Below are 25,238 nucleotides of genomic sequence, written 5' to 3'. Positions count from 1 at the left end.
TGTAACAATTAAAATGTAACGTTGGCACCAAAAATAAACGAGCGGGCAACCGGGTAGTTGGCATTTGATAAGCCATCGGTAAGCACATTGCCACTGGTAGCATCAGGGTTATAGCCCCTGAATTTTGTCCAGGTAAAGAGGTTATTAGCTGTACAATACACGCGGATATGGCTTATTTTAACTTTTGAAGTTAAAGCCTCGGGCAGGTTATAGGCCAGTTGCGCGTTGCGTAAGCGCAAATAATCTCCTTTGTAATAAAAAATACTTGCTGCACGGGTTAACCTCCTGGCCGATGACAGGTTACCAAGGTTGGGTTGCGCGTAAGTGCCGCCGGGATTATCAACCGGGTGGTACCGGTTTTCAAAATAATAAACGCTCGGCATCGAAAAGCCCTCGCCCGAGTCATCAAGCGTAGCTAAGCCGTTATCGTATATTTTGCGGCCGTATACACCGTTAAAAGCAACGTTAAATTCAAAGCTTTTGTAAGCGATATTGGCACCAAAGCCATAACTGAATTTGGGGCTGTAAGTTCCGTACGATACCTGGTCGCGGCTGTCAATTACGCCATCGTTATTGGTATCTGCCACTTTATAGTCGCCTGTTAAGGTACCTGCAAGGTGGGGGCTGCTGTTAATTTCGTCCTGCGTTTTATAAATGCCGGTTATATTATAGCCATACATGGCAGCAACCGGGCCGCCTACTTTGGTAATAAAGTTGCTTGCAGGCCCCTGTATTATTTGAGTTTGACCGGGTGCTAACGCCAGTACCTTATTTACGTTTGTAGCCAGGTTGGCATTAAAACCTATCCTGAATGGCCCCGCATTAAGGTTATTACCCGAAAGCTCGAACTCGAAACCATGATTTTCTACCTTGCCAATGTTCTGGATAGAGTTGGTAAAACCAGATTGCTCGGGGATAGGCACATTAAGCAGCAGGTTTTTGGTAGTGCTTTTATAATAATCGGCAACGAGGTTAAATTTTTGGAAAAACGCAAGATCGATACCGATATCTGTTGAGTTTTTGGTTTCCCAGGTAAGGTTATTATTGGCCGTAGTAGTTGCCGCAAAACCAGGACTAAGCGTGCTGCCAAAAACGTAGTTATAGTTATAATCATTAGCACCATTTGCAGATGCCGAACCGATAAGCGCTTTTGAACTGTAAGAGCCTATCTGGTTATTACCCGCCGATCCCCGGCTTGCCCGGATCTTGGCAAAAGTAAGCACCTTGTTTTCGGGGAAAAAAGATTCTTTACTTAGAATATACCCGGCTGTTACCGAAGGGAAATTGCCCCATTTATTGTTATCGCCAAAGCGCGACGAGCCATCCCTCCTGATGGTTGCAGATAATAGATACTTATCGGCATAAGCATATTGCAAACGGGCCAGGTACGAGATCTGTGTCCACTGGTAACGGGCGGATGTTACGCTGTATGCGCTGGCACCGCCTATATTGGTGATCTTATCATCAGGGATCCCGGAACCGGTAACAACTGTATTAGCCCCGTTTTCGGACTGGAAAGTATAGCCGGCCAAAATATCAAAATCGTGCCTGCCGATGCTTTTGGTATAATCAATGGTATTTTCGGTGATGTAATTGTAGATATGCCCGTTGGTTTCGATAGCCGAAGCCGGTTGCGGGGCCGCGGCGCGGTATCCGCCTACATCCGACGGACGGTAATAATCATAAAAATTACTCCTGATATCGGTACCCAAAACCGTTTTAAACTTCAAACCGGTTATCGGTTCAAAAACAAGGTAAGTATTGCCGAAGAGACGGGTATCGTTCAGGTTATTTTTGATTTTGGTAGCCAAAGCTATCGGACTTTCGCCCAAAGCGCCATCTTCGGGTGTGTTACCTTTAATTTCCTGGCTGATGGCAACCGAACCATCGGCATTATAGGCCGGGAAAAAAGGATAGCTGATAGTTACATCGCTCACCACATCGTTGGAGTTATTGGCATTATTGTTAAAATACTTCTCTTTGTTAAACGACGGGTTTACCGAAACGCCATAGGTAAACGCTTTGGATATTTTTGATTCTACTTTAATTGTTCCGCTGTAACGCTCCAGGCCGTTATTAATCACAATACCATCCTGTTTAAAATAGTTGGATGAGATGTAATAATTGGTTTTGCCCGATGAGCCCGAAACCGAAAGGTTATAGCTGCTCATGGGCGCTTTACTGTAAACTTCATCAAGCCAGTTGGTGTTGGTTAAGCCCTGCGTACCATCAAGATAAGGCTGCAGATAATTTAAACGCAATTCCCTTAGGGACGCTCCTTTCGAAACCCTGGTAGCGCGGTCATCATTAATACTCCTGGTATTAGGCGATTTAGAAACATAACCCCAATCCCTCGCTTCGGTAAAATAGGTGGCGGCCTGGTAGGCATTAACATATTTCAGGTTATCATGCCTTTCCTGGAAACCGGAATACACATCTAAACTAACTTTTACCTTATCGCCGTTGCCTTTTTTTGTGGAGATCAGGATAACTCCATTAGCCGCCCTCGAACCATAAATAGCTGCTGAGGCCGGATCTTTCAGGATATCGAGGGTTTCAATATCCTGCGGATTAATGGAGTTAAAGCTGCTGCCTTCAGATAGCGGAAAACCATCTACCACAATAAGCGGTGCGCGGCCTGCGGTTAAAGTACCAATCCCCCTGATCACAACCTGCGGATCAGTTCCCGGCTGGGCCGAGGCATCATTAATTACCACACCTGCCGCCTTGCCGGCAAGCTGCTGTGCAAAACTTGCGCCCGAATAGCGGTTCAGTTCAGCTCCTTTTACAGTGGTGATGGCATCAGTAATTTTTTCGCGCGATTGCTTGCCGTAGCCTATAACCACTACCTGGTTTAGCTGGCTTACATCGTCATCAAGTATAATTGTAAGCGTGGTGCGGCCGTTTAAAGCTATTTCCTGCCGTTTATAACCTACCGAGGTTACCTGCAATATGGCCTGCTCATCAACAATAATTTTAAAGGCGCCGTTACCATCTGTTACCGCTGTCGATTTTCCGTCTTTAACGGTTATGGTAACGCCGGGCAGTGCTGCGCCCTTGCTGTCTTTTACGGTGCCGGTTAGAGTTATGGGTTTCAAACTTTGGCTGCTGCCTGCATCTTTTCCGTTAATAACAATAATGTTGTCAACTATTTTGTAGGTTACGGGCTGATTTTTCAGCACTTTATCAAGCACCTCGGTTAATGGAGCGTTTTTTACATCGATGCTGACCTTGTTCAGCGAACTGAGCAATTCAAGCTTGTAAAAGAAATTGTAAGTGGTTTGTTTTTCGATGTTTTTAAAAACACTTTCCAGGCTAACCTGCTTTTGTGAGAGGCTGATGTTTTGACTATAGCCGGCTGCGCTGATCTGCAAACAGGCGGCAAGCATTAACAGGGTAATCAGTTTCATGCGAATGAGCATTGATTGCACCCGGGTCATCCCCGGATTATTTTTTACAGGTGTTGCACCTGCGGGCATTGTTTGCACCGACCGATTATGCACAGGCCGGCCGCAAAAAGTATAAAATTGCATACCTTTGTATTAGTTAGGGTTACTTGTTGATTTAGTTGGCAAATTATTTGAATAAGCCTGCCCTGATCTCTGCCGGATTGTGCTCGAACACGCTCCGGCTTTTTTATGGGCAAACTTTAAAAGGCTACGGCCTTGCCGTGTTCTTTTTCCGTTTGTGTGTATCTATTTAACTATAATTTTTCCCCCTTCAATTGTAAAATGCATTCCACTTAGCTCCAGTACCTTCAATACCTTCGAGGCATTAACGTTCCTGGAAATTTTACCATAGTAGTGCCCCGGCTCAATCTGCCCTTCATATTTTACTTCCACATCATACCAGCGCGAAATCTGGTTCATGATGGTTTTGATATCGGCCTTGTTAAACTGGAAATAGCCGTTTTTCCAGGCTATCACCTCGTCGGGATCAACGTCGTTGCTAACAATCAGCTTATTTCCATTGTCAAGCTGCGCCTGCTGTCCCGGTTTAAGTAAAACCATATTGCCGCCGGTTGTTACCTTTACGCTCCCTTCAAGCAGGGTAGTTTTTACAACATTTTCATCCGGGTAGGCGTTGATGTCAAAATGGGTTCCGAGTACGGTTACTTTTTGGTTGCCGCTTGTTACTATAAATGGTTTTTCTTTGTTCTTGGCTACTTCAAAGTAAACTTCGCCGGTAATTTCTACCTGCCTCTCGGTACCGTTAAAGGCTGTAGGAAAACGGATAGATGACGCGGTATTGAGCCATACTTTGGTACCATCGGGCAGTGCCACCTGGTACTGGCCTCCTTTAGGTGTGGTAACGGTATTATACATTACACCTGCCGGTTTGGCGGCTGTCAAATCATCGGCAGCAGGGCGATATTCTACTTTGCCTTCTTCTTTTTTATTGATATTGGTTATACCCTGGCGGGCAAGTAAACCTTTGTTACCACCTGTTAAACTCAGCGTTGAACCATTGGCCAGCGTAAGTATCGCTTTATTCCCTCCCGGCAGGAAATCATTTTTTACGATATTATTTTTTACCGGATTTTGCTGCTTAGGCTGCCGATAGAGATAAAGCCCTGCAGAAAGAAATACTAAAATGCTTGCCGCTGCGGCGTAGCTAAACCAGGACCTCTTTTTCCTGATCCGGGGCAGCTGAACCTGGTTATCTGAAGGTAAAGGTTCGGATAAAACATTCTCGTTATCCATAGTTTCGGCCAGGTATTTGTCAAGCTTCCCTTCACTAAGCAAATGCGCAAATATTTCTAACTCATCATCACTTACCCGCTTTTCGAGATACCTTTTTACCAGTTGCCTGTAATACGCTTCGTCCATTTATTCGTGGCTTTTAATACCATGACTTTAAAAGGCAAAAACAGGGTAGCAGGAAAATGTTCTTTTTTTGAAATTTAATGTTTGAAAACAACGGCGAGCAAAACACTAAGCGAAACACCAAGCTCGGTTTCAACTTTAGCGCTCAAAACCTTCATGGTAAATACCATATGGTTTTTGATGGCATTGCGTGAAACGCCCAACTGTTTGGCAGCTTCATCGTAAGTTTTACCCTGTTCGCGGCAAAGCGCAAAAACTTCCCTCGAACGCTCGGGCAGGGCAGCCAGCGCGTTCTCAACAAATAAAAGATATTCTTTAGTAAGGCGCTCCTCTTCTATGGTATTACGATATCCTGTAATGGTAGCCGAGATCTGGCTTATGGCAGTTTCTGTACGAAAGGCTAATTTCAGATGATCAAGCGCCAGGTTCCGCGCTATGGTAAACAGGTACGATTTAAATGATTGTACGTTACCAAGCTGCTCGCGCTTATTCCATATTTTAATAAAAACATCGTGGGTAGCATCTTCGCTTAACGTGTCGGCATGCAAATATTTTTGCATGAACCTGTTTATCGGAGCTGCATAGCGACTGTACAATTCATTATATGCAGCTTCATTTCCGCAAACAAGTAATTGCTGCAATTCAAAATCAGATAATGATTGTACAGAAGCCATTTTTCAACAATACTTATTGCTTTGGCAAAGTAAGGCTTGTATTGTTACCTTATTGTTAAGCAATTTATAATACTACTCTTGCATCGCTGTTTTGCTATCAAAACGTCTCCCAATTATAAGGGATTTCGGCCAAGCAGAAAGAATATAAGTTATTAACAACAACTATTTAAGTTCGGTTTTTTATCGGGCTATACTCCTTGATGTTTAAGGGTCATTTTCCGATACAGAAAGTATTTAGTAACTAATTATCAGCGAGTTAAGAGACTTTAGATACAAATCAGTCACAAATGTCTTACATTTTTTCGAGCCTCTGATTTTATACTTTCTCTCTATTGATGGTATTACAAAAATAAACACTTATTTCTTGGATTTATATTATTCTAACATTCAATGAAGCAGCGTAAGCCAGCAACCATTCCTCATTCCGTTTCCAGTATAGGATTGGAGATTTAACTTCAGTTGTTCAAATTTTCGGACGTGAGCTCATAGTTATAAGCCTTACGTTTATAGACAAAGGTCCACAGCACACGGTTTACTTTCCGGCATGCACCACTCCCCTATTATTCTGTCGGGATTATGGCAGTACAGTTAACACCAAAGCAAAACGTTCTAATAGTTCCTCCGGAGAAGGCAATTTGTGATAAGATACTTTAACGCCTTCCTACATCCGTTTTTGTGATAAGTCACGGATCTTGTCGTTCAACCAACCAGATGGCGCGCTTCCTTTTTTCCAGCAATCTAAACCCACTACCAAGGGCCCGAAAAAGCGGACTTCCTCCGCTGCAACCGGCCGCAAAGCGTTTCGTTTAGTGAGCGATACGCCCAACCGCAGCAATCGCGGCCTGAAATTCGATCATAGCCAGCTGGTAGCAGCCCTGGGCGAACTAATCAAAACCGAGACTGATCCGCTGAGCATCGGCCTGTTCGATAACTGCGGCTCCGGCAAAAGCACGATCATTGAGCAGTTGCGCGCCGACTTGGTCAAAGACAGTCTCCCAGTCATCATTTTCGACGTATGGAAACATGAGTATGACGCGATGCGCCGCACTTTTTTGAAAGGAATGGACGAGCATCTTTCCCAGGCCTTCTACGGCTGGCCTATTGTCCGCAACCCTAAGGCGATCGATGTTCGAGTCTACAGCGCCGTCAACGTTGGTTCGGAAAAGATCAAGATCAAATGGAGCGGCCTGCTGCTCAACCTGGGCGTGCTGCTGGTGCTCTCCCTCCTCATCCTCGGCCCTTTCTTCGAAGGCTTGGTACTGATCGATGCCCTTTTCCATCACCAAAATCTCGACCGGTTCCGGGAAACCAAATGGGGCCAGGCATGAGCGACGCGGCGGCAAAAAATGCACTCCGGCAAAAGGAGACAAGGCTCGCCTCAATAAATTTCATAAACAATAAGAATATATTGCGAGACAAACAGTCAAATTGAAATGCTGGAATACCTTACGGACCGGCTTTTTCACACCCCGCATGCATTGGAAAAGATAAAGGGATAAAGCTTCACGTTAATATCGATGATATAATGCACAAAATAAACAAGGCGGCTACTATCTTACTGATTACAATCAAGTTAACAAGCAGTTCTTTCAATTATACTTTCGGCAAAATTGGCGAAGAAATATATCCGAGCCTGCAAAAATTGAAAAGTCAAAATTGTTACTCCGGCTGCCCGATAATGGCGAGGGAACGAAATATACGTCGCCATAAACTAAAGCGTCTTTTGGACTAAAGCAGGTCAGCTTGACGGGCCGCCAACTACATACCCAACTAATAACAGAAACGACAACTCCTGTCGCTTACCGAATGGACATCGATGTTTAGGAAATGGTGCCATAATTGCATTTGGGTAGGCAGAAAACCGAATCATTTAGTCTCATCCGGACAGGGGTTTAGATGTTGGATAACGCGTACAACAGATCATAATTAAGTGAGATGCGGTATTCGTTCAGGTAACGCTTCGCATCCAGCAGCAACCGTTCGGAGTTTATATGAAAAAGGTAGCTGGAAATTACTCTCCAAACTACCTCATTTCTTTAGTATGTGATACAATTTCACTTCCCGAAATAATTTCTCAACTCACCGCTATTCTCAGCAAAATTCCACCTGATTTGATCTGCTTTGCCATCTCCGTTGATATCGGCGAAAAAGAAATCAGTATCACTACTTTGTGATGTTCCGCGAAGCGAGTAGATAGGACCATTGAATTTATTACCACTTTCCGAGTAATAGAATTTTAATTTACCAAGATAATTTCCGGGGTTCCAATATACCTTATCCGCACGGCCGTCCCCATTGACGTCGGCAAAATAGAACTGTGTATCTGCAGCGCCGCTGGAAGCACCTGAATCTGTAAACGTAGACGAGGCTGTAAACGTACCATCCCCATCCGAAAGGAATACAGCAGGTTTACCTGAATTAAGGGAGGTGTGCCACAAAATTTTATCGGCCCTGCCATCATCGTTTACATCAGCGTAGTAAAACGTAGTTCCCGCAGTTGTGCTGGCCCCCTCGGCTCCGGATACAACGGTTCCGTTAAAGCTGCCACCTGAGGTTGCGAGGTAAACGCGGGTATGACCGTTATCGAAGGTTGAGTTCCAGTAAATCTTATCTGCCTTACCATCGCCATTAACATCAGCAAAGCTATAAACGGTGGTAGTTCCGGCGCTGGTACCTTCCGGATTATCAACCACCGTCGAACTGAAGTTTCCTCCCGAGGTAGCCAGATAAACACGGGTATGACCCGAATTTAAAGTAGGGTCCCAACGGATCTCATCAGCTTTGCCATCACCATTGACATCGGCATAATAAAACCTCGTAGTTGATACTGTGGATGCAGCTGCCGAATGCGGGATACCGGATACTGCAAACGTGCCATCGCCGTTTGAAAGGAAGATCTGCGGGCGGCCGCTATCATACGTAGGGTTCCAGTATACTTTATCGGCCTTCCCGTCGCCGTTAATATCGGCAAAATAAAACCGGGTAGCCGCGTTGGCGCTTTTGCCATTGGCATCAGCATGGGCACCACCGAATATGGCAGGTAAAAATGTGGCGGTTACCGGCCAGTGATCTGAAGGCCAGTTGCCGCTATAGCTGGTAGTGATCACGTCCCAGGTGGTATAGGCCATGTTACGGTCGCTCATCATCCAGTCAATTTTACCGGTTCCGGTTGCTGTCCAGCCGTGAAAGGTTAAGTCGCCATCACTGTCGCCGAGGGCATCCACAACGTCAAGACCGCTTTTCAGGTTATTGATCTCATCAGTTCCCGGTTTGGCGTTAAAATCGCCGAAGATAATCTCAGGCAAATTTTCGGTATTGTATTGATTAACGGCGGCAACCAGGTTTTGCGAGTTTTGCATGCGTACCGGCTGCGAATCGTATTGCCAATGACTGTTGCTTAAAAAGTATCGCTGACCGGTAGTGTTGTCTAAAATTTTCGCCCACGTACCTGTATTTACATCGCCAAGCACGACGGTACCGCTGCTTTGCAGGGTAAACCTGTTGGTTTTATAAAAGATAACTTTCGGAGTGCCCTTACCTGCGGTTTCGTCATAATAAACGCCGTACCCCAATGTTGCCATTTGCGGGATAAACCAGGTTTCGAACGAATTATCTGAAAACTCCTGCAGGCCGAAGATATCCGGGTTATTGTCTACAATGATCTGTCGGATAAGCGGCTGCCTTTCGGTAATGGTTTGCGGATCCGCAGCATCGTTGTGTTTAATATTGAACGATAGCACCTTCAGTTTGGGCACATCGGCTAAAACCGCCATTGTTTTTACTTTAATGGTTGATGTTTTAGGCAGATCAGCAGCGGGCTGGGCGAGTTCCAGGTTCTTTTTACAACCTGCTAAGGAAATGGCTAACAAAGCAGCCGCGAACAGCTGATTTTTACGCGAATTTAGGGCAAGGCACAGCCTGCCTACGTTTTTGAGGCTTACGGTTTTCATGATGTTTAAATAGGATTTTGTTTGTTTTTTAGATGTTATTGAAGGTTATTTAGCTTTTAATAAACCGGGATATACCACACCATCAACACCCTCCATCTTCAATCCCAACAATTCCGCAACAAGCGGTGCGATATCTTCCTGGCCGATAAGCGGCAATACAGCACCTTGTTTAATACGCCTGCCAAAGGCCAGAAATCCGGTTTGGATCTCTTTAAAATCTGTTGGCATATAGCCGTGGGTGCCGCCTTTGGCCGCAGTTAATAATTCGCCTTTGGCTGTTGCGCCGAAGCAAATACCCTGGTATGCGGCCAAAGCTAAAAACGCGTTCGGATCACCCTGGGCGGCAGCTATTTCCTGTTTGTTAAGCACGTGGAATAGTTTTTTTATACCCTGCGGAAGATCGGCAAGGGCTTTGTTCACTTTCTCTAATGAGGCTTTATCCTTCGGATCGTGGAGGTGCAGGAATGCCGAGCCGCCGCTCTGCTGGAAGTAGGCTTTCCAGCTTTCCTTACCGGCATCATTATATAAGCCAATTTTGGCCAGCATTACATTAGGGTTAAACTGGGTATGGATATCAACAAAACCATGATCGCCGGTGATAATAAAAGTGGTGCTATCTTTTAAGCCAGCCATTTCAATGGCATCCATCATAGTTTTCACAGCAACGTCCACTCCAACCACAGCCGAGCGTACTTTATCCCCGTCGCGGCCCTGCTCGTGCTGGTAATGGTCTGTGAGCCCAATGTGGATAGCCAGGAAACCGGGTTTGTATTTGCGTAAAATGTAGGCCGCCATGCGGGCTTTGTTCTGGTCATTAGTGTAATCGTTCAATACTGCACCATATTCACCTAATTTGCCTATCGCGTTTTCCTGTACTTCGTCAAACAGTGTTTTAGGGTTCGATTCCTGGTAAAGAGCTTTAACCTCGTCTTTCTTTTCGCCTTTGTCTTTAGGCAGGATCACATACTCAGGCAGGTTATAATCAATTGGTGCACCAACGGTTACCGGCCAGCTTACACCTGCGGTAATAATACCTGCGGCTTTGGCGGCTGTCCACACGGTGGGTACTTTAATATCTTTATAGTACCAGAACCATTTTCCGGTTATGCCCAGTGGTTCAACTGGTGTGTTATAGTAAATACCATGCTTAGCAGGCAATACGCCGCTGATGATGGTGGTATGTGAAGGATAAGTAACCGTTGGAAAACTTCCCCTTACCCCTTCAGCATATGAACCCTTAGCCATAGCCTGGCGGATGTTCACCATCCCCCACGATGGATCAAGGTAAAATTCAGGGCGGAACCCATCTATACTGATCAAAACGACATGTTTGTCCTGCGCTTTGGCAGTTGTGGCAGCCAGTAAAAGCAATATGATGCCTTTCAAAATCTTCTTCATTGTTGTATTAAATAGATCGATGTATTGTATTAAAATAATTGTACGGTAAAGCGGCTGTCGGCATCGGTTTCCTCAAGTTTGGCATAAGGAGAAAGGGTGCGCACGCTCAACGTATTGTCCTCTACCGAAAATTTGTACAGGCGCATTAAGCCGTTGCCTCCATTCGGGCGGCTCTGGTAATCGCTCAAAAATGATTTGATGGTATGCCCGTTGTAGGTATCAACCCTATATCCCTCGCCATTATCACCTACGTGGCCGCAAAGCATCATGAAAATATTGGCGTTGCCTTTCAGGGCTTCGTAAATGGCTTTGCCCTCGGCATTGAATGGGGCAGGTTGTGAGTTGTTGCCGGTAACCGGGTTGAAATATAAGATGGAGTGGCTAATGATAATGGCCTTGCGCGACGAGTTTTCCTTCAGCACTTCATTTGCCCAACCATAAAGCTGAACCTGATCTTCATTATGCGAATCAAACTCCAAAAAAACGGCAATAAAATCCATACCTCCCGCACTAAACAGATCGTAATGACTATCGTTATTTCTACCGTAATGTCCTCCGTAATATGGCCTGCCTTCAAAATGCTTTACCCCAAAGAATTTGTTGTAATTGGTCGTTGTACCCCTTACCGCATATTGGGCAGGGTACTGATCATGGTTACCTACGCTAAGTCCATACGGAATGCTTACCGGGTTTTCCAAACCATACAGGGCTGTTTTGGCCAAGTACCATTCCGAGCGTTCGGTTATCGGGTTATCGCCGTGATCGGTAATGTCGCCCATATGGGCTACATAGGCTATATTTTCCTTCTGTTGATTTTGCTGGATCCAATCGATCTGGGCTTTGAACATATCAAAGGTTCCGCCCAATTGGGCCTGGGCCAGGTAGTACTGCGTATCGGGTAAAACAGCAATAGCGAAATCACCTTTTTTTACCATTGCTGGTCGACCTGGAGTATTTAAGACTGTTTCAGGCTCTTTTTGCTGGGCAAGCGTATTACTTACTGCAGCAAACTGCAAGGCAAATACACCTGCAAATGCAGATATTTTATATTTTGAAAGCATATTTATTCGGTTTAAAAAAGGCAGACGGACATCTGTCCATCTGCCTCGAAAAATTAATAACCAGGGTTTTGGGTCATCACACCCGGATTCAGGTCGATCTCGGTTTGCGGGATGGGGTAAAGCAACTTACTGGTGGTAACATTATAAGTATCGGGTGTAAGGTATGATACCTGTGTTTTCAGTGCCGCTCCAAAAGCATTCATTACGTCAACAGCCCTGCCTGTACGTACCAGATCGTGCCAGCGATGGTTTTCAAAAGCCAGTTCCACGCGGCTTTCGTGCAGGATGATATCCCTTAACTGTGCCTGATCAGCAGTGGTGACAGGATCCAACCCGGCACGTGCACGTACGGCGTTAAGCGGCGTTAATGGCGATTTACCTTGTTCGTTTTGCGCCTCGGCCAACAATAGTAAAGCACCCGAATAACGATAGATCGGAAAATTATCACTCGAACCGGTTATGGCTGCAATAGGCGTATGCACGTATTTTTTGATGTAAGGCACGCCAGTTTTACCCGCGGCCGGTGTATAACCTATGATACTTTTGTTGGCCGAGTAAGCGAACAGATCGCTGGCGTTGTAGGTACCTTCGGCAATACCGATAGATGCATCTAAACGTTTATCATTAGGCTCGTACGAATTGATGAGATCCTGCGTTGGGGTATTCCAGCCACCGGTCGAGCTGTTGTTGATGGCAATGCCGGTTATAACCGATGTATTGGTACTACGCGGCAAAAAGTGAAAGGTGAGCGGGTTTGGCGAAGTGCCTACCAAAGTCCCCTCTAAAAACTGGATATCAAAAACCGACTCCTTGCTGTTTTTATTAGTTGGCGTAAAAGCATCGGCATAGTTGGCATTCAATCCATAACCCATACCTGCCATGGTGTTAAGCAACGTTTCGGCATCAGCCCATTTCTTTTGGGTTACATAAACATCGGCCAGTAACATGGTTGCCGAGCCTTTGGTAGCCTCGCCGGTTTGCGGAAATTTGGCCGGGGAAGGTAACTCGCTGATGGCATCTTTAGCATCGGCGATAATCTGCGTATAGACCTGATCAGCTGTTGAACGTGGCAGAAATGCTTCATCCGCGCTGGTAACCTCTTTTAAAAACAAAGGCACTCCACCAAATAAACGCACCAGTTTAAAGTAATACAAAGCACGTAAAAACTTAGCTTGTCCATCTAATGGTTGTTTTACCGAAGCATCAAAAGTTGTTGTTTTCAATCGCTCAATAACAATATTGGTACGCGAAATTCCGGTATAACAATGCTGCCAAACCGCGTTAACGTACGAATTGGTTGAGGTATTGGTAAAATTAGGAATAGCCTCGCGGTACAGATAGGCTGTACCCCTATCACTTGGTTTTGGCTGATAAATAGTATTATCAGAGCGCATCTCTGAAGTGAAGTAGTCATTCACCAGCACATCGCGCAAAGGGGCGTAGGCAGCGATAACGGCTTGCTTAAACTGATCGGGAGTTTTATAAAAGGTAACGTCGGTATAGGAATCTTCCGGCGACAGGTCAATATAACTTTTTTTACAGGCGGTAGCACCAATCGCAATCAGGGCTAATAGTAAATATATTTTTTTCATCATATTATGATTAGTATCCATTATTTAAAACTTGCTGAAACACCAAATGAAACCGTACGTGGAATAGGATAAGCGTTTTCATCAACACCGATACCTAATGTAGGATCGAGACCGGCAAAGTTGATCTCCGGGTTCATGCCCGAGTACTTGGTCCAAACAAAGGCTTGCTGAATAGAGGTGTACACGCGGATGCTGCGGATCAGCGCTTGATCATTCATATTGAAACGGTAACCTAACGAGATATTTTTAGCGGTGAGGTACGAGCCGTTCTCGACCCATTGGCTGTTAACCGAACGACCAAGCGCTGTCGTACCCGTTTTGGTACGTGGATAAATGCCTGAGCCGGGATTTTCGGGCGATCGCCAACGATCGGCTGCCGCGGCCAGCATCACACGCGAGCCATCGAGGTTGGTTTGGTAGGCCCATTTGGCTGCGTTTAATATTTTACCACCTACCGAGAAGGCCATGTGGATATTCAGGTCCCAGTTTTTATAAACAAAATTATTGGTTAAGCCACCGGTGAATGACGGGGTGGGATCGCCGATGAACGTACGGTCGTTAACATCATCTATCACACCATCGCCGTTAATGTCTTTCATTTTAAGCGTGCCCACATCAGATGCACTGCCGTATTTGGCCGAGTTTGCCAGATCGTTAGCATCCTTGTATAATCCTAACCAAACGAAGCCGTAAAACTCGCCTAAGTGATGTCCTTCCTGCTGGCGGAAGTAATCAGAAGTTACGGTATTGTTACGGCGGATATAGCCCGGACTAACCAGGTCTTTAATGCGGTTACGATCGATGGAAATGTTTAGGTTGGTGCTCCATTTCAGTTTACCGTTAAGGTTTACAGTATTCAAGGTAAACTCATGGCCCCAAAGGTTAATCGCGCCAACGTTATCCAAAAGGCTGCCAAAGCCCGATGCTACCGGAATAGGACGGCTCATGATCAAGCCATCGGATGTTTTATGGTAATAATCGTAAGTAAAGTTGATTCGGTTGTTCAGGAGTGATATGTCAAAACCAAAATCCAGCTGCTTGTTACGCTCCCAACGCAGGTTTCTGTTAGCCAAACGGTTAATGGTTTGCCCTACTACAGATTGACCATTCAGTTCATAAAAATACTGACCTATGGTAGCCTGAGCCTCATAATTATTGGCAAAGAAGTTATTACCGGTAACACCATAGCTGGCACGCAACTTTAACAAGCTAAGCACACGGAAACGCTCCATAAACTTTTCATCACTAACAACCCAGCCTGCCGAAACCGATGGAAAGTTACCATAGCGTTCGTTGGTACCAAAACGTGACGACCCGTCACGACGGATAGCACCTTGCAGCAGGTAGCGGCCTTTGTAGTTATAGTTTACACGGGCAATGCTTGACAATAACGAATAAGCGCCATACCCGCCACCGCCATTTGATAAAATTGTTGCCGCGTTTACATATGGGATATCATCGCCCGGGAACCCTAAGCCCGTAACGCTGCCATTGGTACCGCTGTATTTTTGCGCCGAGTAGCCTGCCAATGCTTCGATATGATGATCGCCAAATGATTTGTTGTAAACCAGATTTGCCTCGGCGGTGTACGATCCGTTATCGGTAAAGCCGGCGGTGCCTGTAGTTTGACCAGCTGTTGAGGTTACTACACCCGACTGGAAATATTTGCGCGACTCGTTGCCTTTATCAATAGCGACATTGGTACGCACACTTAATCCCTTTAAAAACTCATAGTTTAAATAACCGTTGGCCAGGATACGGGTTGTTTTATAATCATCATTGGTTAAAGTAAACTGTGCTAACGGATTAATATAAGCCACCATGCCCGGCGAGTAAGTATCGCGGTTAAATGTACCATCGGCATTATAAGGTGATTTCAACGGGCTCGCCTCAAAAATGCGTTCGAACAAGCCACCAACACCATCGGTGCTTAAGCGGTTGTTATGATCTAAACGATAGCTTGGTGCCAGGTTGAAACCTATCTTTAATCTGCTATTAGCCGAAGTAAAATCCTGGTTAATGCGGGCCGAAAACAGCTGCGTGCCGGTATTGATCAATACACCATCCTGTTTCTGGTAACCCACCATAACGGTAGAGGTTGACCTTTCACGGGCAGTTTGCACAGTAATATCATAGTTTTGAATTGGCGCTGTGCGGGTTAATAGTTTATACCAATTAGTCCCTTCGCCGTATTGCTCCGGGTTTAAATATTCGGCCGGGGTGGCTGTGGTATAGTTTGTTTCGTATTTGCGGGCATCGGCAAATTTATCATTCATGTACTGGGCAAAACCGCGGGCATCCATCATTTTAGGCACAAGCCCATCGGGGATTTTTTGCACACCATAATTGGCGTTAAACTCAACTTTGGCGTCGCCCGGTTTGGCGTGGCGGGTGGTGATCAATATAACACCGTTAGCCGCGCGCGAACCATATAATGCGGTAGCCGAAGCATCTTTTAAAATGCTGAAGCTTTCAATTTCGGCAGGATTGATGTTGTTGATGCTGCCGGTTATCGGACTGCCATCAATGACAAAAAGAGGGTGGTTACTGGCATAAAACGATGCAGCCCCACGGATACGGAACTCCACACCACGCCCCGGCTGCCCGCTGCTTTGCGCTACCTGCACACCCGCTGCTTTACCCTGCAATTGCTGGGCGAATTGCATAACGGGCATATCCTGTAGTTTTGAGGCGCTCAACTCAGTAATTGAGCCGGTAATTTCTTTCGATCGTTGTTTACCGTAACTTACCGTTACCTCTTTAAGCTGATTACCACCAACCAAGGTAAAACTGATAGATGTGTTTTTATCGCCGGTAACTTTAACATCTTTAATGGTAGATTTTTGGTAGCCCAAAAATGTGGCTTCAACAGTATAAATACCTTCGGGCAGGCTTAGTGAAAAAGTACCATCGGCACCGGCAATAGCGCCGTAATTGGTGCCAACAACTTTAATGGTAGCACTTGGCAAAAGCCCGCCGCTCTCATCAGCAACGCGCCCGGATAGCTTACCGATGGCATATTTATAAAGGATAATGGTACCGGCCTGCTCTTTAAACCCAACACGGGTATCTTTAAAAAGCTGGGTTAATACATACCCCAGCGATTGGTTAACGTAACTGACATACGAAACCGGTTTGTCCCTGAGTTGCAGATAATCTTCATCATAAGCAAAAACAACATTGGTTTGCTGTTGTAATTGCCTGATAACAGTTGCCAGATTTTGTTTTTTAGCGCTAATGCTAACGCTGGTATTCAGCCCCTGGGCTTTGGTAACGGTTGCTTTAACAGTTACCAGCCCTATTGTAAGCGTAATGCAAATTAATAAAATGGTAATGCGCATAAATTGCCTCCATAACTGTGTACAGAAATTCATATTTTTATTGGCTTTGTAGTTTTTGAAACGATTGCTTAGCTCGGCAGGCGTGGGTGGCAGCCCATTGCCTGCCTTTTTTATATATTGTATAAAGTGTGTTGGTTGCTTAGTAAATAATTATCTGGTTGTCCTCCTTTCTGTAGTGCGTACTATGTATTTGATTTATCATGAGCAAGGTTTGATCTACAGGTAAATTTTGTTTTATGCGGATGGTGAAACGGTAGCCGCTAACTTTATCGTTGCCTGCTTCTAGCTGAATGCCTAACTGATTTTTAACTACAGTGGCCAGTTCGGCGAAGGTGGCTTGTTTCAGATCAACATAGCCGCTTTTCCAGCTTTGAATATCGTTGATATCAACAACATGAGTATCTGAAGTACCGGCTTTCCTGTCGAAGCTTAATTCCTGGCCTGGTGTTAGCAAAGCGAGAGTTTTGCTCCCCTGAGTAACCCCTACCTTACCGGTAGCAACTACAACTTTGATAGCCGGGAGATTTTTATAGGCGCTGATATTGAATGAAGTTCCCAATACCTGTACATTCACTTTCTGGGCATGTACAACAAAAGGCTGTTTTGCATGGTGCACCACTTCAAAAAAGGCCTCACCGTTATCCAGGTATATTTCACGGCGCTTTTTATCAAACCGCTGCGGGTAACGCACAATGGTTGAAGCGTTAACCCAAAGCACTGAACTATCCGCCAGTACCAGGCGTTTTATCTGGCCGGCATGGGTTTGCAATGTTGTGTAAACGAATTCTTGTTTTTTGCTTAGGCGGAGGTAACTTATCAACCCAATGGCCGATACCAATAAAACAGAAGCGGCTACGCGCAAATAAGGCAGCCAAAGTTTTTTAGGCTCAATAACCGGCGGCTGAATAACTGAGCCAATACGCGATAAAAGATTGTTTTTGATATTATCAGATAAATTGAACCGGTTTTGTTGCGGGTACGATTCGTACCAGGCTTCTACCAGGGCCCGCTCGGTTTCGTTGGCGGTACCTTCCTGGTACCTTTTTAGTAATTCCCTGAATTTATATTTATCCATTTTGTCGTTTTCAGCATTAAGTCGCTGTAAACGGCCGGAAGTACTTATAAATTAAGTTATGCTTATGTTAATTATTTGTGAAGTATCGCCAGAACGATGCTAAAGTAAGCGGCGTATTTTTCAGGATGTTTTTCTTTGATGGCGATTCGTAAACGACGTAGAACCTCCGAAATGTAGTTTTTTACGGTTTGCTCGGCCAGGCCCAGTTCGGTGGCTATATCCTTGATGCTATAGTTTTCGGTACGGAGATGGTAAATTTTTTGCAGCGTTTCCGTCATGTGGCTTACCTCATATTCGAGGGTTTTCTCCATCTCGTAATAATCGGTATGATCGGCGATCGCGCTTTCCAGGATGTTGATGCGCTGCAGTGCATCCTGAAGCCGGAGTTCGTTTGTTTTTTCAGACCGGAAGTGGCTCATCACACTAAACCTTACGGCGCTTAACAAATAAGCTTCGAGCTGGGTATGTATGGTTATCGTTTCACGACGCTGCCACAGGCTTATAAAGACTTCCTGAACGATATCCTGTGCTGCATCCTCATCATACAGGCGTGACATGGCCGCTTTAAAAAGCTTTTCCCAGTAACGGTTAAAAAGCTCGTTAAAAGCATCATGGTTATGCTGTTGAATACCTGAGAGTAAAAGCTCGTCCGAAAGTTTTTCCATAATCCCGATACAAACGTAATGATCCCATGTTAAGAAATCTTTAAGAATGCTTTCTGGCGATTGATCAAACGTTCGTCGTCACCAGCAACCTGGTATCACCGTAAGCTTTACTTGCTATTGATTTTCGGCAAGATCATCATTGATGGCCCGCAATGTTCACTCGTTGCAGTTTGCCGGGTTTTATTTAGCAACGGTTCTTTCTCTTACAGACACTGTAAAAATATGGTATTTCGAGGTTTATAGGATCAAAGAGTTGATACTCGTTTAAACAACGCCGATAGAAACTCAGCAGTAGTTATCGATTTTAATTTAGGAACTTTTTTCTCTTTATACCGTTTTCCCATTTATTATGAAGTGTTTTCATCCAATCCGGTTTAGGCCGTGATTTCACCAAGCCTTTATTTCGCATTAATTCAAATTGGAATGCTCGATTCAAGTGTTTTGCTATCATATGTAGCAGCTTAATCTGGTCGCGAAAAAGATGTTGATTACCTTGCTAGGTATTTTCATCATCCGCATGTCCAATATATATGGGATCAATATTAACTGATGAGCCTTTACGGTAAAAGTAAATAGATCCAATAGCGTCAAACGCAAATCTATTTTCCACTCCAGTGACCGATTCGAAATCATCATTAGTGATAAAGGTGTTTAGCGCCTGTTCTTGAATGATCATTTACACTGAGAGAATATTCAAGTTACCGTGAAGAGATAATTACGTGAAGAGATAACTAATGGTGTTAAACCGTCTTGCTAAGCATGACGGTTAATTTCAAATTCAAGGCTCAGATATCAAAGTATGCGGATATTTTCTACTTTATCCAATAGCTTCGGCAACTATCGAATAGTTAGATCATATACTTTCAGATACTTTGACCAATCTCCACCTGTATACTGTCGAGACCGTTTCACTCCGGCAGCACCGTCTTCTTCCTCAATTTATAGTCCTCCATCTCATTTTTTTGAATAGCCTGGAGTATTGTTTTTGTTTGCGGATCATTTTCAAAATCCATGAAGTAAAGTCGTCTTGTATATATTTATTCTTAATATCTATATAAAACCAAGCGCTTGTTCGATTTAAAAAATACGTTCATGATCCATGAACATTTAAGTAAAAAGAACATTTTCTATCCGATATTTGCGTTTAAACATTTTGTTCATTAAATTTGAACGTTCATGACTCATGAACATTCAAATTTAATGAACACCAAAGAACAGGAAATACTTGATCAGGCAACTGAAAAACTGGCGCTGCTGACAGGGGTAACGATTAAAACCCTGAGAGCGGGTGTCGCACAGCCGGACAAGGAATCTGATGCAGAGATAGAAATCTGCAGCGCCAAAAACAAGGTACATTTTGCCGTAGAGATTAAAAACGAGCTGCGAAATAAAAAACTCCTTCCTGTTCAGCGTCAAACGGGGGCAGCAAATCTTCTGGTTGCACAGTATATACCCAAGCCGCTCAAACAGGAATTGAAAAGCATCAACTATAACTATCTCGACGCTGCGGGAAACTGTTTCATACAGACCCCGGAATTATTTATATATATCAATGATCAGCAGGTAACCGAGACCCGGGTGCCGGCGGAGGGAAAATTATGGAAGACAGCGGGTTTGAAATTCCTGTTTGCGATATTGACGCAACCGGAACTCCTGAACTATCCCTACCGGCAAATCGCTGAAGAGGCTGATATTGCTTTGGGTAATGTGGGCGGTTTGCTGGGAGAGTTAAAAAAAGAAGGCTATGTACTGGATGGCGGTCAAAACAAGGGGCTTTTCATCGGGCACAAGGGAAGACTGATCAACCGTTGGGCAGAAGCATATCGGGCAACCCTGAGGCCGAAAATACTGGCCGGCAATTTCCGCTTTATTGACAAAGATCAGGTCCATCACTGGGATCAGCTCGACACGAACCAGTTCAAATGGGGCGGTGAAAATGCCGGTGCGCTGCTGACCAATTTTCTGCATCCTGAAAAGTTCACCATTTACACCAGGGAGCCGAAGACTGTACTGATGAAAAAATTGCGCCTGGTACCCGACCTTAATGGCAATATCGAGATCCTGGAACAATTCTGGAAAGATAAGGAGCCAGGCATTCACACACCTACCGTACCGGCCCTGTTGGCCTACGCGGAATTAATCACCAGCTTCGACAGCCGTAACCAGGAAACCGCGGAGCGCATCAAAATGGAATACATTGACTGAACTGATCTTATATCCCGGCATAACCGAAATGCTGAAAGAAATGGAACCGGTGTTTACCCTATTCGGAATAGATTACTACGTAGTAGGCGCAGTGGCCCGTGACATCCACCTCTCGGCTGATCCGGGCGCCGCAGCGATCCGCAAAACAAAAGATGTAGATCTCGCCATCCTGATCAATAATGAAGGGCAGTTCAACCAGCTCAAAGCCGCGTTGATCGCAACAGGAAATTTCAGCGCAGATGCCCAGGAAACCATCAAATTGTTTTACCGTCATTCCATCGAAGTAGATCTTTTACCTTTTGGGGCTATTGAAGAACCCAGCCGTCATGTAAAGCTCACAGATCCTTCCTTCGTCCTGAATATGCCCGGCTTCCTGGAAATCTACCCCTTCGTTGAGGTTATACAGGTTACGGATACGATGACCATCAAGGTTTGCACGATGGAGGGTATTATCCTGCTGAAGCTGATATCCAATAACGACAGACCGCAGAGAACAAAGGATATCACCGATATTGAACATATTATCCGTGTTTACTTCGACCTTTATTCCGGGCATATTTACGAGGAACACTTTGACATTATGGACAGGTATGAGACTGATCAGAGCGATTATTTGCAACTCGTTTGTTCGAGGGTTATCGGAAGAAAAATAAATCATCTGCTGGCGGGATCAGATGACCTGCGGGAAAGGATCAAGCAAATTATAAAAAACAGGCCAACGACCTGGTGGCAGGCCATGCTTGATGGGTTAAACGACGGAGCGGCACCGGCCAATTGAAATGATCACTGCAACCAGCCTTTTAATTATCAGCTGCAAAAATGACTATGACAGTTATCCGCAATGATCCTGTTAATCAGTATGCGCCAGATCAGCAGCATGAAACTATCCTGAAGGATCAACATCAGCAAGTTCCATTGATAAACCTGGAAGCAGTTAAAGCATAATGACCGGAGCATTCCTGAACCATGGAGCGCCCCGTATTTTCTCCCAAAATTAGTTCATTCGAAAATACGGGGCGAAACGGGGCGGGCGAATGCCCGCCCGCCGGACAATTTTAACTATTCGTATCGTTTAATTTATTTTAGGTTCATAAACCCAAATGTCAGTATCCAGTTCGCCCAGGTAGTGCCCGATCATTGGCCTGACGAGTTTCCAGTCCAACCCTCCGTTACCGCAGCCTAAAGCAGGCATGGCTAAACTTTGAACAGGGTTAGCCTGTAAATATTCCGCTAATGCGATCAAACCGCTTTCTATGTACTCGTAGGCAGATGGCAGTTTCCAATGCCGTTTGGTCGGCAGGTTGATAATGAGCCTTTCCCCTAACAGCAGGTTGCTGTCTTTGACGACCAGCACCTGTCCCGTTTGTAAGTTACCATTCAGGCAAGCCTGACGGTAAACCTCAAAATTATGCGGAAAGGCCAGTTTGAATTGCAGCGCGATGCCCTTGCCCATCACACCGACCGTGTTGACCGTATTAACCAATGCTTGCGCACTTGAGTCCAGTAAATTACCTATTGTGAACCGTAACATCGCTTATTTTTGCTGTCTGATTTCCGTCTCCAATAATACCAGTTTTTGGTAAAAGTCTTCCCAATATTTATATAAATACAATTGATGTTCCGTTGGGTCATTTACCCTGTAATGCCGGTAATCATCCGCCTGTAAGATGGCTAAAGGCAGATCGGTTACTTTAACCTCCCTCCCGTCCAGATCAATAATTTTCATGGTGTTTTTATTGAAGCCACTTTGATGGGCTGTGTCCTGAAATCTTTGAGGTTTAAAAAGAAACCCCGGTTAAACAGTATGCCCTCCCTGAATAACTGCCACAACAACGATGCGCCGACATTGGCCAAAGCGGAATTGATAAACAAATCCTGTTTGGTCAGCGCTTCGGCAAGCGAACAGCTTGGCGTGTTATCCCCCTGTTCGGAGAAATAAAGCAGTTCCCTGAATTCGACCGTAACCAAAGGCAGGCACTCTACGGGGGTATATAATTCCGATGCGGGTTGTTTTATTTTTTCTAAAGTTGAAAGTATAACCTGCCCGCTTGTCCGGCTGTTGCCAAAGTCCATCCAATATTGGACATGGTTACGGCCAGTATGATTTTTGGACAGGTATTTCAATACTTCTTCAATATCATACCGGGCCTGGACCGTATCCACGCAGGATATGGTGATCAGGGCGCTTGCCCGATTTCTGTCCTCTAACAACTGTTGATCGTAGCGCAGGGTTTCGGCTTTCCAGTTTGTGCCGAAAAAACGGTTGATGCGGTTGATCAGCGCAACGGATTTGTGCAGGCCGACTTCAGCGGTCGTAAACAATTGCCTGCCGAGATTGGCGGGTTCAACGGTATCATCATCAAATACCCTGACGAATAGCCCCGCATGACCCAAAGCGATCAGCGCATGGTTCATCCTTGCCAGTGCGGTCAAGACCTGACCTCCGGTACCTCCTGCCCCGATCAGGTTGACGGTAACCGGGTTATAAGGCTGTAATAATTCCTTTTGAACGATATGTACAGCGGGTTTGGGTGTCTTTTTACTCCGGGCTTTCATACGATGATTTGTTTAAGCGTGTAACCTGTTTTGATCAATTCCTCCTGCGGAAAATCCCTGCCTGTTCCCGCCAGTGTGCGCCACAGGTCAGTCGTATTTGTCCTGCTACTGTGGTTGCCGCTGATGGAATGGCTGAACTGGCTGTTAAAGAAATACTGCTCCCAAAGGCTCATAAAATCTTCGAGGCATTCGGTTTTGCTGATCGCGATATTCACCGTCCCCATACACACCTGTCCGCTGTTATAAATATTCAGGTAGGGAGCGTGTTGCAATGCGGTGTTTCCGGCGGGTCGCTGCTTCCCCTTTAGCGCATAAACGCTTAAATGTTCCGCATCGGCTTTCCATACCATGGCCGGTATTTTAAACTTACCGGACGGGATATTCAGGTCAGCTGTAAAGAATAACGTCACTTCCCGTGGCGGGGAATGCCAGACCGCATAACCATTGCCCTGCTGATTGACATACAAAACGTTCAGGGGCAGCAGTCCCCTGCTTTTCAGGTAACCACCTTTCAAGTCCTGTGAAGTTTGCAGCAATTCGGCCAATGCGCCCATTTCTTTAACAGATAAAGGATGTGCGTTAACGGGTTTGCCGTTCGTGCCGATGTCATAACTTTCCACATAGATTTGGGTTTGCGGTTCATTGCTTTGGAACCGGCTGATTTCTCCGGCTTCGTCGTGCCGGTAAATGAGCAGGGCTTTGAATGGTTCAAACCTGCTGTTAAACTGTTGGCTGATGTTCTTCATGGTCATAAGCATTTAATAAATCCCGCAAACGTTCGATCAGGTCAAACAGGCGGTTTTCAAAATCAAAATCGGTTCGTTCCGTTTCAGGCATTTGGTCGAAATAGTAAATGGCTGCCGGTTCATCCATCACGGGCGTTTCCTGAAAACTGCAATTGATCATTTCCATTAACTCATGCTCAAAACAATCGTCGTCACTCCAGTAAAAACCGGTGTATTCCTCCACCCTGATGCGTTCTTCTTCGTCGGGATAAACCAAATCCGGGTGGACACTGCCGGGTAATGAGCGTTTAGGGTATTGTTGGTATAGCTGTAAAAAACCGATGGCCAGTAATTCCCATTCCTTTTCATGGCTGTCCCTGTGGTGGTAACCGGTGACCACCTGTTCCATCTTTAAAAGCCAGTCCGGGTTTTTAATGACGGGCATGATGTGGCCACCTGCGCGCCTCAGTTCGTACAGGGTATCCTCCTGTCGCCTGCGCCATTCCTTATCTTCCTCATCATTCATACCCTCATCCTCCACCTCGCTGATCCATTGTTCCAGCGTCTCGTACTGGTAATCCATAAAGCTGCCGTTCTCCGCGTAGAACGGGATACCGACCACCTGATGCAGGTAAGCGAAAATGACGGTCACCAGTTCAGTGATGCGCCGCTGTTCGGCACATTGCGCCCATAGCCAATACGGCCTGACCGGGATATAAAACAGGCAATGGTTCAAACCGAGGGTTTTGACTACCGACAAAACGGCCTTTTTGCCTTTATCCTCCAGGATGATGCAATGGTGGTCGCTGTCTTTAGCACTCACCTGTTTTTCTACCTCCTGCCATGTCGCATAGATGTTTTGCGGAAACGGCAGCCCGGTAACGGGCAAAGGGATTTGATAGTAATTACAGAGATTGGCAAGGGAGCCAAAATACTCCCCTGCTATCCTTTCCCTGTTCCCGCTGAACGACCAGAACGGGCGGAAACGGTGGTTCAAAAAACCATTACTGTTAATCCGGCGGGTGCGCTCCTTAGCGGGTTGCGCCTTACTTCGTTTGCATCGGGCAGGCGGTCTAATCCCGCCGCCAGTCCCCCGAACAATTGCTGAATTTTCCATTGGTTTCCTTTCTGATCAATTTTCACGATCCTGTTTACTGCTTTATTTTTCAT

At 45.4% G+C, this 25,238-nt stretch carries 21 protein-coding genes; 4 read left to right on the top strand and 17 right to left on the bottom strand.

Annotated elements, in window-relative coordinates; all coding sequences use genetic code 11:
- Positions 1-8 precede the first annotated feature (8 nt).
- From HYN43_RS03395 to HYN43_RS03385, 3 genes are all read right to left on the bottom strand, one after another.
- Positions 9-3,410: a TonB-dependent receptor gene (locus HYN43_RS03395; protein ID WP_162996297.1), complete on the bottom strand. Its 3,402-nt coding sequence runs from the start codon at positions 3,408-3,410 to the stop codon at positions 9-11.
- A gap of 285 nt (positions 3,411-3,695) precedes the next feature.
- The gene (locus tag HYN43_RS03390; protein ID WP_119408119.1) at positions 3,696-4,829 is read right to left on the bottom strand and encodes a FecR family protein; all 1,134 of its coding nucleotides are present in this window, start codon (positions 4,827-4,829) and stop codon (positions 3,696-3,698) included.
- A 74-nt stretch (positions 4,830-4,903) separates the two neighbouring features.
- Entirely contained in the window at positions 4,904-5,500 is a 597-nt protein-coding gene (locus HYN43_RS03385) for an RNA polymerase sigma factor (RefSeq protein ID WP_119408118.1), read from the bottom strand.
- A 692-nt stretch (positions 5,501-6,192) separates the two neighbouring features.
- On the opposite strand from HYN43_RS03385, the gene HYN43_RS03380 reads away from it, so the two are divergent.
- The gene (locus HYN43_RS03380; protein WP_119408117.1) at positions 6,193-6,828 is read left to right on the top strand and encodes a P-loop NTPase fold protein; all 636 of its coding nucleotides are present in this window, start codon (positions 6,193-6,195) and stop codon (positions 6,826-6,828) included.
- A gap of 726 nt (positions 6,829-7,554) precedes the next feature.
- On the opposite strand, the gene HYN43_RS03375 is transcribed toward HYN43_RS03380, so the two are convergent.
- The 8 genes from HYN43_RS03375 to HYN43_RS03340 form a co-directional block, all read right to left on the bottom strand.
- Complete coding sequence (locus HYN43_RS03375) at positions 7,555-9,450, bottom strand: FG-GAP-like repeat-containing protein (protein WP_119408116.1); 1,896 nt, start codon at positions 9,448-9,450, stop codon at positions 7,555-7,557.
- A gap of 45 nt (positions 9,451-9,495) precedes the next feature.
- Positions 9,496-10,848, bottom strand: a complete 1,353-nt coding sequence (locus tag HYN43_RS03370; RefSeq protein ID WP_119408115.1) for an alkaline phosphatase family protein — start codon at positions 10,846-10,848, stop codon at positions 9,496-9,498.
- Between the two features lie 29 nt (positions 10,849-10,877).
- Positions 10,878-11,909 carry a metallophosphoesterase gene (locus tag HYN43_RS03365; RefSeq protein ID WP_119408114.1) on the bottom strand — a complete coding sequence of 344 codons (1,032 nt, stop codon included), beginning with the start codon at positions 11,907-11,909 and terminating at the stop codon, positions 10,878-10,880.
- Positions 11,910-11,962: 53 nt separating this feature from the next.
- A complete protein-coding gene (locus tag HYN43_RS03360) occupies positions 11,963-13,504 on the bottom strand; it encodes a RagB/SusD family nutrient uptake outer membrane protein (RefSeq protein WP_245447142.1) in 1,542 nt (513 codons plus the stop codon).
- Positions 13,505-13,521: 17 nt separating this feature from the next.
- Positions 13,522-16,875: a SusC/RagA family TonB-linked outer membrane protein gene (locus HYN43_RS03355; RefSeq protein WP_245447140.1), complete on the bottom strand. Its 3,354-nt coding sequence runs from the start codon at positions 16,873-16,875 to the stop codon at positions 13,522-13,524.
- A 106-nt stretch (positions 16,876-16,981) separates the two neighbouring features.
- Positions 16,982-17,917: a FecR family protein gene (locus HYN43_RS03350; protein WP_119408112.1), complete on the bottom strand. Its 936-nt coding sequence runs from the start codon at positions 17,915-17,917 to the stop codon at positions 16,982-16,984.
- Positions 17,918-17,988: 71 nt separating this feature from the next.
- Positions 17,989-18,582 (bottom strand): RNA polymerase sigma factor, encoded by a 594-nt coding sequence (locus tag HYN43_RS03345; RefSeq protein ID WP_119408111.1) that lies wholly within the window; start codon positions 18,580-18,582, stop codon positions 17,989-17,991.
- Positions 18,583-19,078: 496 nt separating this feature from the next.
- On the bottom strand, positions 19,079-19,258 hold the full coding sequence (locus HYN43_RS03340; RefSeq protein ID WP_119408110.1) for a hypothetical protein: 180 nt from the start codon (positions 19,256-19,258) through the stop codon (positions 19,079-19,081).
- 524 nt (positions 19,259-19,782) lie between these two features.
- Here HYN43_RS03340 and HYN43_RS03335 point away from each other — a divergent pair.
- From HYN43_RS03335 to HYN43_RS30855, 3 genes are read left to right on the top strand one after another with little or no spacing between them, the layout of a single operon-like run.
- Positions 19,783-20,787, top strand: a complete 1,005-nt coding sequence (locus tag HYN43_RS03335; RefSeq protein ID WP_162996296.1) for a type IV toxin-antitoxin system AbiEi family antitoxin — start codon at positions 19,783-19,785, stop codon at positions 20,785-20,787.
- Positions 20,780-21,565, top strand: coding sequence for a nucleotidyl transferase AbiEii/AbiGii toxin family protein (locus tag HYN43_RS03330; protein ID WP_119408108.1), 786 nt, complete (start codon positions 20,780-20,782; stop codon positions 21,563-21,565). The genes HYN43_RS03335 and HYN43_RS03330 overlap by 8 nt, the downstream gene beginning before the upstream one ends.
- A gap of 41 nt (positions 21,566-21,606) precedes the next feature.
- The gene (locus HYN43_RS30855) at positions 21,607-21,732 is read left to right on the top strand and encodes a hypothetical protein (protein ID WP_281024313.1); all 126 of its coding nucleotides are present in this window, start codon (positions 21,607-21,609) and stop codon (positions 21,730-21,732) included.
- 127 nt (positions 21,733-21,859) lie between these two features.
- Here HYN43_RS30855 and HYN43_RS03325 read toward each other — a convergent pair whose 3' ends face one another.
- The 6 genes from HYN43_RS03325 to HYN43_RS30145 are packed head-to-tail and all read right to left on the bottom strand — an operon-like array spanning position 21,860 to position 25,238.
- A complete protein-coding gene (locus tag HYN43_RS03325) occupies positions 21,860-22,318 on the bottom strand; it encodes a macro domain-containing protein (protein WP_119408107.1) in 459 nt (152 codons plus the stop codon).
- Positions 22,319-22,321: 3 nt separating this feature from the next.
- Positions 22,322-22,513, bottom strand: a complete 192-nt coding sequence (locus HYN43_RS03320; protein WP_119408106.1) for a hypothetical protein — start codon at positions 22,511-22,513, stop codon at positions 22,322-22,324.
- The gene (locus HYN43_RS03315; protein ID WP_119408105.1) at positions 22,510-23,343 is read right to left on the bottom strand and encodes a PRTRC system ThiF family protein; all 834 of its coding nucleotides are present in this window, start codon (positions 23,341-23,343) and stop codon (positions 22,510-22,512) included. The genes HYN43_RS03320 and HYN43_RS03315 overlap by 4 nt, the downstream gene beginning before the upstream one ends.
- Positions 23,340-24,089, bottom strand: coding sequence for a PRTRC system protein B (locus HYN43_RS03310; RefSeq protein WP_162996295.1), 750 nt, complete (start codon positions 24,087-24,089; stop codon positions 23,340-23,342). Before HYN43_RS03310 ends, HYN43_RS03315 begins: the two co-directional genes overlap by 4 nt.
- Positions 24,064-25,065, bottom strand: a complete 1,002-nt coding sequence (locus tag HYN43_RS03305; protein WP_119408103.1) for a hypothetical protein — start codon at positions 25,063-25,065, stop codon at positions 24,064-24,066. Before HYN43_RS03305 ends, HYN43_RS03310 begins: the two co-directional genes overlap by 26 nt.
- Entirely contained in the window at positions 25,062-25,238 is a 177-nt protein-coding gene (locus HYN43_RS30145) for a hypothetical protein (RefSeq protein WP_162996294.1), read from the bottom strand. Before HYN43_RS30145 ends, HYN43_RS03305 begins: the two co-directional genes overlap by 4 nt.

This window comes from Mucilaginibacter celer, from assembly GCF_003576455.2.
In the GTDB taxonomy this organism is placed as follows: domain Bacteria; phylum Bacteroidota; class Bacteroidia; order Sphingobacteriales; family Sphingobacteriaceae; genus Mucilaginibacter; species Mucilaginibacter celer.
This window is presented reverse-complemented; position numbering and strand designations above follow the sequence as displayed.

Bases quoted from the DNA above. Each gene is read 5' to 3' on its own strand.
- HYN43_RS03350 (WP_119408112.1), bottom strand. From the start codon at position 17,917: ATGGATAAATATAAATTCAGGGAATTACTAAAAAGGTACCAGGAAGGT.
- HYN43_RS03310 (WP_162996295.1), bottom strand. From the start codon at position 24,089: ATGAAGAACATCAGCCAACAGTTTAACAGCAGGTTTGAACCATTCAAA.
- HYN43_RS03365 (WP_119408114.1), bottom strand. From the start codon at position 11,909: ATGCTTTCAAAATATAAAATATCTGCATTTGCAGGTGTATTTGCCTTG.
- HYN43_RS03395 (WP_162996297.1), bottom strand. From the start codon at position 3,410: ATGAAACTGATTACCCTGTTAATGCTTGCCGCCTGTTTGCAGATCAGC.
- HYN43_RS30145 (WP_162996294.1), bottom strand. From the start codon at position 25,238: ATGAAAAATAAAGCAGTAAACAGGATCGTGAAAATTGATCAGAAAGGA.
- HYN43_RS03345 (WP_119408111.1), bottom strand. From the start codon at position 18,582: ATGGAAAAACTTTCGGACGAGCTTTTACTCTCAGGTATTCAACAGCAT.
- HYN43_RS03390 (WP_119408119.1), bottom strand. From the start codon at position 4,829: ATGGACGAAGCGTATTACAGGCAACTGGTAAAAAGGTATCTCGAAAAG.
- HYN43_RS03355 (WP_245447140.1), bottom strand. From the start codon at position 16,875: ATGAATTTCTGTACACAGTTATGGAGGCAATTTATGCGCATTACCATT.
- HYN43_RS03335 (WP_162996296.1), top strand. From the start codon at position 19,783: ATGAACACCAAAGAACAGGAAATACTTGATCAGGCAACTGAAAAACTG.
- HYN43_RS30855 (WP_281024313.1), top strand. From the start codon at position 21,607: ATGACTATGACAGTTATCCGCAATGATCCTGTTAATCAGTATGCGCCA.
- HYN43_RS03340 (WP_119408110.1), bottom strand. From the start codon at position 19,258: ATGATCATTCAAGAACAGGCGCTAAACACCTTTATCACTAATGATGAT.
- HYN43_RS03370 (WP_119408115.1), bottom strand. From the start codon at position 10,848: ATGAAGAAGATTTTGAAAGGCATCATATTGCTTTTACTGGCTGCCACA.
- HYN43_RS03325 (WP_119408107.1), bottom strand. From the start codon at position 22,318: ATGTTACGGTTCACAATAGGTAATTTACTGGACTCAAGTGCGCAAGCA.
- HYN43_RS03375 (WP_119408116.1), bottom strand. From the start codon at position 9,450: ATGAAAACCGTAAGCCTCAAAAACGTAGGCAGGCTGTGCCTTGCCCTA.
- HYN43_RS03315 (WP_119408105.1), bottom strand. From the start codon at position 23,343: ATGAAAGCCCGGAGTAAAAAGACACCCAAACCCGCTGTACATATCGTT.
- HYN43_RS03320 (WP_119408106.1), bottom strand. From the start codon at position 22,513: ATGAAAATTATTGATCTGGACGGGAGGGAGGTTAAAGTAACCGATCTG.
- HYN43_RS03385 (WP_119408118.1), bottom strand. From the start codon at position 5,500: ATGGCTTCTGTACAATCATTATCTGATTTTGAATTGCAGCAATTACTT.
- HYN43_RS03360 (WP_245447142.1), bottom strand. From the start codon at position 13,504: ATGATGAAAAAAATATATTTACTATTAGCCCTGATTGCGATTGGTGCT.